The following is a 7930-nucleotide window of genomic DNA, read 5'->3' as shown; positions in this document are numbered from 1 at the left end:
ATAGAATCAAACATAAATCTTATCTTTCTTTCGGTATTTGTGTGGTTACTTATATCTTAGAGATAAGCTTTTTCTTTTGCAAGAAAAAATCGTGTGGGACATTTCCCACACGATTTATTATAGAGCCTAATAAAGCCTTTGGATGGGCTTTTTTATTCTGTCAAAGAAAGTTGATAAGCCCTCGCAAAGTATGCAACTATCCTAAAATTATCAAAAAAATATGCTATAATTTATTTCAAAAGAAATAAAAACAAAGGAATCTCATGAAAACATCAAATTGGAAAAAGTCGCTCATTCTCTTGACTGTCCTGCCCTTGCTTGCTGCCTGCTCTCAGCAGAGCCTGCTTGAAAAAGGCCAGCAAAAGATTGATCAAACACAGGCTTCAGCATCTAGCAATGTGGACTACGGCAAGGAATCAGACGAAAAGCCAAGCAAGACACTGGCTGAGTCTGTCCTGGTTGATGCGGTGAAGAAGCAGTTGGGCAACAATGTCAAATGGAATGGCAGTGGTGCCTTTGTGGTCAATGACAACAAGTCAAGCCTGAATGCCGACGTCTCCTCTGCCCCTTATGTCCACAATACACCACTGAACAGCGACAAGCAACTGGGTGTGGCTGATGCCCTCTTGAACAAGACCACCCGCCAATACAAGAACCGTAATGAAACCAGCTCAAACGGCAAGTCAAACAGCGAGACCATCAAGCCTGCCGGCTGGCATCAAATCATGCTCAAATCAAGCCCCTACAATACCCTATACAACCGGGGCCATTTGATTGGCTACGCTATCGCTGCAGGCCTGTCAAGCTTTGATGCCTCTGAGGCCAATCCAGAAAACATTGCCGCCCAGACAGCCTGGGCCAACCAGGCTTCAAACGGCGAGGATGACAACACCGGCCAAAACTACTACGAGACACAAGTCCGCAAGGCTATTGATAAGGGCAAGACCGTCCGCTATCAAGTGAAGCCTATCTATGTAGGCGATGACCTGGTTCCTATGGGAAATGAGATTCAAGCCAAAAGCAAGGATGGTAGCCTTGATTTCAACGTCTTTGTGCCTAATGTCCAGCCTGGTGTGAAGATTGATTATGCGACAGGCTATGGAAGTAAAGAATAAAAGGTCCGGTGGACCTTTTATCTTCCCTCGCAGAAGGCTGTTATTACAGTTCAGATGAAAAAGCAAATGAAATATAATAAAAAGAAAACCGAGAGCAGTTGTCTCGGTTTTTTAAGCTTTATTTTTTCTTCGCCGCCTCAAGCTCTTTTCCCTTACGGATGATATAAGCTTCAAGGTCGTCCTTGATTTGTGGGTGGTTGAGGCCATATTCGACGCTGGTCTCCACAAAACCAAATTTATCGCCGACGTCATAGCGTTTGCCGGTAAACTTGCGGGCAAAGACACGTTGTGTCTTGTTGAGGGTTTCGATCGCGTCAGTCAGCTGGATTTCATTGCCGGCACCTGGTTTTTGATTTTCCAAAATCGTGAAGATTTCTGGCGTCAAGAGGTAGCGACCGATGATGGCCAGGTCAGATGGAGCATCTTCAACAGCTGGTTTTTCAACAAATTTAGAAACGTTGAAGAGGCCTTTTTCAACTTCGCCTTCAGGGTCAATCACGCCGTATTTATCGACTTCTTCGTGAGGGACTTCCATGACAGCGATAGTAGAAGCATGGGTTTTTTCGTAGTCACTGATGAGTTGCTGGGTCAGTGGCACCTTAGCACCCATGATATCCATCAAGTCATCACCAAGCATAACGACGAAAGGTTCGTCCCCAACGAATGCCTTGGCCTGAAGGACAGCGTGGCCGAGGCCCTTAGGGTGTGACTGGCGGATGAAGTGGAGGTTGATGTCCGTGGTTTCTTCGACCAGCTTCAGGAGCTCAGTCTTGCCTTTTTCCATCAGGTTTTGTTCCAATTCGACGTTTGAGTCGAAGTGGTCCTCGATATTACGCTTAGCTTTTCCTGTGACAATCAAAATGTCTTCGATGCCTGATTTCAAGGCCTCTTCGACGATAAATTGGATGGTTGGTTTATCAACAATCGGCAACATTTCCTTGGCAATCGCCTTGGTCGCAGGCAGGAAGCGGGTTCCAAGACCTGCAGCAGGAATGATGGCTTTTCTTACTTTCACAGTTTCATTTACTTTTGGCATAAGATAAATAATTCGCTTTCATTAGTATTCAATATCTATTATAACACAATCAAAATTCGTTTTCAGGTCGGGATTCACGTCTCATCAGGTTGAGAATTGCTTCACGAGGCTCAGCAGCCTCATAGAGACACTTGTAGATGGTTTCAGTGATCGGCATGTCAATCCCCAGGCTCAAGCCAAGCTCGTATGCTGCTTTGGTCGTAGAGACCCCCTCGATGATCATGCCCATGTTTTGCTCAATCTCTTCAAGCTTTTGGCCACGTCCAAGAGCGTCGCCGGCCCGCCAGTTTCTTGAATGAACAGAGGTCCCGGTGACAATCAAGTCGCCGACACCAGAGAGGCCAATATAGGTCAGGGGCTCAGCCCCCATGGCCACACCTAGCCGTGTAATTTCAGCCAGGCCCCGTGTGATGATGGCAGCCTTAGCATTGTCGCCAAAGCCTAAGCCATGCAAGGCACCAGCCCCAACGGCAATGATGTTTTTCAAAGCCCCAGCTGTCTCGACACCAACCACGTCCGTATTGGTATAGAGGCGGAAGTAGTCATTAGAAAAGAGCTCCTGGGCATACTTGGCATCGGCTTCGTTTTTAGAAGCAGCGGAAATCAGCGTGATGTCCCGGCGGATGGTCTCTTCAGCGTGTGATGGGCCGGAAACGACAACAATCTCACTACGAAGCTCGGCAGGAAGTTCTTCTTCAAGGATGGTCGAGAGGCGTTCGTGTGTGCCTTGTTCCAAGCCCTTAGAGGCGTGCATGATCCTGACCTTATGGTCAAGGACTTCAGCCACCTGCTTGGCAACAATCCGAGTCGCCTTGGTAGGGACAACAAAAAGGATGGCATCCGTGTCTTTGAGAGCTTCAGCCAGGTCCGTCGTGGCCTGGATTTTTTCATCCAGGATGACCTCTTCAAAATAGCGCTTATTGCTGTGTTGCTCGTTGATTTCTTGAATCTGGTCTTCGGTGTGGCCCCAGATGATTACTTTATGACCGTTGTCGTTGAGGACTTGGGAGAGGGCGGTTCCCCAGGAACCGGGACCCAAGACGGCGACGCGTTGTTCTTTCATTAAAGTCAGCCTTTCTTAGCTTTTAACTCTTTTCATTTTATCATAATCAGCCCTAAAAATCAGTCTTAGGTCTGAAGCCAGGCTTTTTAGAAATTGATAAAATGAGAATATAGACATGGAGGAGACTGATGTTTGCACATACTGGTTTTTGGTCACTGACCAATCTGATCGTTGGGATCATCCTGATTTTGGTCATTATTAAATTGATTATAGGAATTAGCATCATGCTGAAGAACAAGCAAAAAAAAGAAGAAGTCCTGAGCAAGGAAAACGAGGCCAGATACCGTGAGGCTGGGCTTTCTGATAGTGACATTGAGATTTTCAGGAGCACCATGCGGGATGCAAAAGGTCATATCATGGCCTGGGAATCTCGCCTGAAATTGGACGAAGATATCGAGATGGTCGAGCAGGTCTCTGGTGGCCTTGAGGCCAGCAAGCAGACCTTCAAATATATTGTCAGACACCCTAAGGAATTGACCTCGCAAAATGATTTTCTCTATAAAGAACTTCCAAATATGGAGAAATTAACCGAGCAATACATTGAAATGAAGAAGCAGAAGCAGATGACGGCTGAAATGGAACGGGACCTCAATGAGACCCTGCTCCTGATTAAGAGCCTCTCACAACGGCTTTCTAAGAACTATCATGAAGTCTTGATGGACGACGTCAAGATCATCAAAGAAGAAATGATGCCCAAGGGCTAGACAGAGGACATATGGCAAATCCAATTTTAGATGAGTTGATGAATGAAGAAAAGGCAGGGACCCCTGACGTAAAAGAGGTCGTCCTGCAAAAGGCTGAAGGCTCCTGGGCTCTCCAACAGCTGGATGCTGAGGAGCTAGAGCAGGCCAAGAGCCTCTCTAAACAACTCGATGAAAATAGCAACCAGTCGGTGATCGAATACGGGGCCTCAGCCCAGGACAAGATTTCAGCCTTTTCTCAAGGGGTTTTGGACAAGGTTCAGGCACAGGACCTGGGCGAGGTCGGTGGATCGCTGACAGAGCTCATGTACAACCTCAAAGAGGCCAATCCTAATGAGTTAATGGCGACGAAGCAAGGCCCCTTTCAGAAGATGTTTGGCAAGGTCAAGCGGTCGATTTTTGAAGTGACCCAAAAGTACCAAAAAATCGGGGCTGGCATTGATAAGATTTCAGCCAAGCTCAATACCGAGCAGGCTGGTCTTTTAGAAGACAACCAGATGCTCGACCAGCTCTATGAAGAGAACTTCAACTACTTTAAGGCTCTTAATGTCTACATCGCTGGGGCTGAGTTGAAGCTTGATGAGCTGGACCAGGAAATCTTGCCTGCAGCCAGAAAAGAGGCTGAAGCCTCAAGCGATAACGCCATGATGGTCCAGAAAATCAGTGACCTGGAAGCCTACCGCAACCGTCTTGACAAGCGGGCCCATGACCTGCGCCTTGCCCGGCAACTGACCATCCAGCAGGCGCCGCAGATTCGTTTGATTCAAAACACCAATCAGGAGCTGGCTGAAAAGATTCAGACTTCGATTAATACAGCCATTCCTCTTTGGAAAAATCAGGTCGCCATTGCCCTGACATTGCTCAAACAAAAAGACGCCCTGACCAGTCAGCGAATTGTCTCTGAGACGACCAATGACCTGCTCAAGAAGAACTCTGAAATGTTGAAAAACTCGACCATTGAGGCAGCTCGTGAGAATGAGCGAGGCCTGATTGATATTGATACGCTGAAGATCACGCAGAATAATCTGGTTTCAACGATTGAGGAAACCCTACGGATTCAGACTGAAGGCCGGGCTAAGCGGGCTGAGGGCGAGCAGGAACTCCTGAAGATGGCGGAGGAGATGAAGGCCAAATTGCTGGAACATTCTAAATAAGGACCTTTCATTCCAGAAATCCCAGGCAATGCTGTGGGGCACGCAAGCAGACGCCTTCGTCGTCTCATTGCTAACTGTCGAGCCCTTACGGTCTCGCCAGTTGCCTTTTTCACAGCATTGCCTGGGATTTCTTCCATTCCACTGAGCAAACAAATAAATACTCCAACAATAAAAGAAGTAGAAATTACGCTTCTTTTTAATTTGTCTATACCAATTCTTGACCAAGCAGTGAATAAATGATAAAATAGCTTTATCAAATAACAAGGAAAGAGGGCAGCATATGCACTACTATATCAAAGCAAAAGAATTCTTTTATCCTTATGAGACCAAACAAGGCGGTTATCTTGAAATCCGTGATGGCAAGTTCGGTGACTGGAAAGAAGAAGTGGAAGTGGGCGCTGAAATTCTTGATTACTCAGATAAGTCTATTGCTCCGGGTCTAGTAGATACGCATATCCACGGCTTTGCTGGTGCGGATACTAATGACCGCGACATTAAAGGGATTACTGAAAGCATGAGCGAGGGGCTTCTCGCTGCGGGTGTAACGAGTTTCTTACCTACCGCTGTGACTGCTAGTCATGAGGAACTTTTAGAGATTGCTTCAGAAATCGGCGGAAGTGCAAGTCAAGCTAAAGGAGCAAAAATACGAGGCCTATTCTTTGAAGGGCCTTACTTCACGACTGAATACAAGGGAGCCCAAAATCCTAAATACATGCGGGACCCTAATTATGACGAGCTTGCTGAATATGGAGAAGCTGCCAAAGGTCTTCCTATTAAGATAGGTATTGCTCCAGAGCGAAAGGGCACTGTTGAATTTATCCGTAAAGCGGTAGGACATGGCTATCATATTGCCCTAGGTCATTCTAATGCCAGCTACCAAGATGCTGTAGATGCAGTAGAAGCGGGTGCAACAATGTGGGTTCACGTCTATAACGGGATGCGTCCCCTCAATCACCGGGAGCCTGGTATGGTCGGTGCCGCATTCAATCTTCCAAACACTTATGCTGAGCTCATCTGTGATGGCTTCCATGTGAATCCTACTGCAGCACAGATCCTAATGCGTGAAAAAGGAAAAGACCATGTCGTACTTATCACAGACAGTATGCGAGCAGCAGGCCTTACTGATGGCGAATACTATCTTGGTGAATACGAAGTCATCGTTAAAGATGGGGCTGCCCGCCTTAAAGAAGGGGGTAACCTAGCCGGGTCAATCTTGCTTCTTAAGGATGCCGTAAAAAATGTTGTTAACTGGAATATTGCAAGCCCGGCTGAAGCAGTTAAAATGGCTAGTCTTAATGCTGCAAAATCAATGAATCTAGACGAAGTATGCGGACAGATCAAAGCAGGATTAGATGCAGACTTTATTGTCTTAGACGATAAGCTGGAGCTTGTGGCGACTTATTTGGATGGGGAAAAGCGCTACGAAAAGTAGGACTGTGCTGAGCCGTTTCATTCCAGAAAATCTGCCTTTAATACTGTAAGCCCGCAAGCCAAGCTTCGCTTGCACGACTAAATCCTGAGCCCGTTGGTCTCAGGATTTTTCTTTTTTTACAGTCTTAAAGGCAGATTTTCTTCTATTCCGCTGTTATTTAGGAATAGAAGCCCTAGGCTTCACTCCCGGCCTGAAGTAATCAACGACTTTCATGTAGCGAAAGGACAGCTCAAAAGCTCCCCAAATCTCCCACCCAAGAATAAAAACGCATACATTAATTTTAACTAAGATTTTTTGCCCAACTCGTGATATAATAAACTAGTATGTTAAGAGCTAGGCCTACCTAGCTACAAATATTTTGGAGGAAAATCTTTAGATGAAACGCATTGCAGTTTTAACTTCTGGTGGTGACGCACCAGGGATGAACGCAGCCATTCGAGCTGTTGTTCGTAAGGCAATTTCTGAAGGTATCGAAGTTTACGGTATCAATCACGGATATGCTGGTATGGTCGCAGGGGACATCTTCCCATTGACAGCTGGTAGTGTCAGTGATCTCGTTGGACGTGGAGGGACCTTCCTCTATTCAGCACGTTTCCCAGAGTTTGCACAACTTGAAGGACAGCTTGCTGGTATTGAACAACTTAAAAAACATGGCATTGAAGGTGTCGTCGTTATCGGTGGTGACGGTTCTTACCACGGGGCAATGCGTTTGACTGAGCATGGCTTCCCAGCTGTCGGCCTTCCAGGTACAATCGACAACGACATCGTCGGCACTGACTACACCATCGGTTTTGATACAGCCGTATCAACCGTTGTAGATGCCATTGACAAGATTCGCGACACATCTAGCTCACACCACCGGACCTTTATCGTTGAAGTTATGGGACGGAACGCCGGCGACATCGCGCTTTGGTCTGCTATCGCTGCTGGTGCTGATGATGTCTGCATTCCTGAACGTGAGTTCAAGTTTGAAAATGTTGTCAACAACATCAAAAAAGGCTATGAAAAAGGTAAAAATCATCACATCATCGTCCTTGCTGAAGGTGTCATGAGCGGTCAAGAATTTGCCATGAAGCTCAAGGCTGCTGGCGATGACTCTGACCTGCGTGTGGCTGTCCTCGGTCACATCCAACGTGGTGGCTCACCTACAGTCCGTGACCGTGTCATTGCTTCACGCATGGGTGCCCGTGCGGTTGAATTACTTCGTGACGGAATCGGTGGTGTTGCTGTTGGGATTCAAAAAGAAGTCCTTGTTGAATCTCCAATCCTTGGTAAGGCAGAAGACAATGCCCTCTTTAGCCTGGGTGCTGATGGCGAAATCATCGTCAACAACCCACACAAGGCTGACCTGGAGCTCTACCTGCTCAACCGGGACATGAACAACCTCAACCTTTACTAATTTGTTAACACTGCTTGTTAAAAGCTAAAA

General features: G+C 46.7%; 7 protein-coding genes. 5 read left to right on the top strand and 2 right to left on the bottom strand.

Annotated elements, in window-relative coordinates; translation table 11 throughout:
* The first annotated feature begins 263 nt into the window (after positions 1 to 263).
* Positions 264 to 1115 (top strand): DNA/RNA non-specific endonuclease, encoded by an 852-nt coding sequence (locus NtB2_RS06835; RefSeq protein WP_109246203.1) that lies wholly within the window; start codon positions 264 to 266, stop codon positions 1113 to 1115.
* Between the two features lie 118 nt (positions 1116 to 1233).
* Here NtB2_RS06835 and galU read toward each other — a convergent pair whose 3' ends face one another.
* Both galU and NtB2_RS06825 read right to left on the bottom strand, forming a co-directional pair.
* On the bottom strand, positions 1234 to 2151 hold the full coding sequence (galU, locus tag NtB2_RS06830; protein WP_109246202.1) for a UTP--glucose-1-phosphate uridylyltransferase GalU: 918 nt from the start codon (positions 2149 to 2151) through the stop codon (positions 1234 to 1236).
* A gap of 49 nt (positions 2152 to 2200) precedes the next feature.
* The gene (locus NtB2_RS06825) at positions 2201 to 3214 is read right to left on the bottom strand and encodes an NAD(P)H-dependent glycerol-3-phosphate dehydrogenase (RefSeq protein WP_109246201.1); all 1014 of its coding nucleotides are present in this window, start codon (positions 3212 to 3214) and stop codon (positions 2201 to 2203) included.
* Positions 3215 to 3342: 128 nt separating this feature from the next.
* Between NtB2_RS06825 and NtB2_RS06820 the strand changes: the two genes are divergently transcribed.
* From NtB2_RS06820 to pfkA, 4 genes are all read left to right on the top strand, one after another.
* The gene (locus NtB2_RS06820; protein ID WP_109246200.1) at positions 3343 to 3918 is read left to right on the top strand and encodes a 5-bromo-4-chloroindolyl phosphate hydrolysis family protein; all 576 of its coding nucleotides are present in this window, start codon (positions 3343 to 3345) and stop codon (positions 3916 to 3918) included.
* Between the two features lie 11 nt (positions 3919 to 3929).
* The gene (locus NtB2_RS06815; protein WP_109246199.1) at positions 3930 to 5069 is read left to right on the top strand and encodes a toxic anion resistance protein; all 1140 of its coding nucleotides are present in this window, start codon (positions 3930 to 3932) and stop codon (positions 5067 to 5069) included.
* A gap of 280 nt (positions 5070 to 5349) precedes the next feature.
* Positions 5350 to 6501 (top strand): N-acetylglucosamine-6-phosphate deacetylase, encoded by a 1152-nt coding sequence (nagA, locus tag NtB2_RS06810; protein WP_109246198.1) that lies wholly within the window; start codon positions 5350 to 5352, stop codon positions 6499 to 6501.
* 376 nt (positions 6502 to 6877) lie between these two features.
* On the top strand, positions 6878 to 7900 hold the full coding sequence (pfkA, locus tag NtB2_RS06805) for a 6-phosphofructokinase (protein ID WP_109246197.1): 1023 nt from the start codon (positions 6878 to 6880) through the stop codon (positions 7898 to 7900).
* The last annotated feature ends 30 nt before the right edge of the window (positions 7901 to 7930 follow it).

Origin of the sequence: Lactococcus termiticola, assembly GCF_003116835.1 — a bacterium.
In the GTDB taxonomy this organism is placed as follows: domain Bacteria; phylum Bacillota; class Bacilli; order Lactobacillales; family Streptococcaceae; genus Lactococcus; species Lactococcus termiticola.
Note: the sequence above shows the minus strand (reverse complement) of the source record. Positions and strands in the feature narration are given on the sequence as shown.

Coding starts and splice junctions, on each gene's coding strand:
- nagA (WP_109246198.1), top strand. CDS start 5,350: ATGCACTACTATATCAAAGCAAAAGAATTCTTTTATCCTTATGAGACC.
- pfkA (WP_109246197.1), top strand. CDS start 6,878: ATGAAACGCATTGCAGTTTTAACTTCTGGTGGTGACGCACCAGGGATG.
- NtB2_RS06835 (WP_109246203.1), top strand. CDS start 264: ATGAAAACATCAAATTGGAAAAAGTCGCTCATTCTCTTGACTGTCCTG.
- NtB2_RS06815 (WP_109246199.1), top strand. CDS start 3,930: ATGGCAAATCCAATTTTAGATGAGTTGATGAATGAAGAAAAGGCAGGG.
- NtB2_RS06825 (WP_109246201.1), bottom strand. CDS start 3,214: ATGAAAGAACAACGCGTCGCCGTCTTGGGTCCCGGTTCCTGGGGAACC.
- NtB2_RS06820 (WP_109246200.1), top strand. CDS start 3,343: ATGTTTGCACATACTGGTTTTTGGTCACTGACCAATCTGATCGTTGGG.
- galU (WP_109246202.1), bottom strand. CDS start 2,151: ATGCCAAAAGTAAATGAAACTGTGAAAGTAAGAAAAGCCATCATTCCT.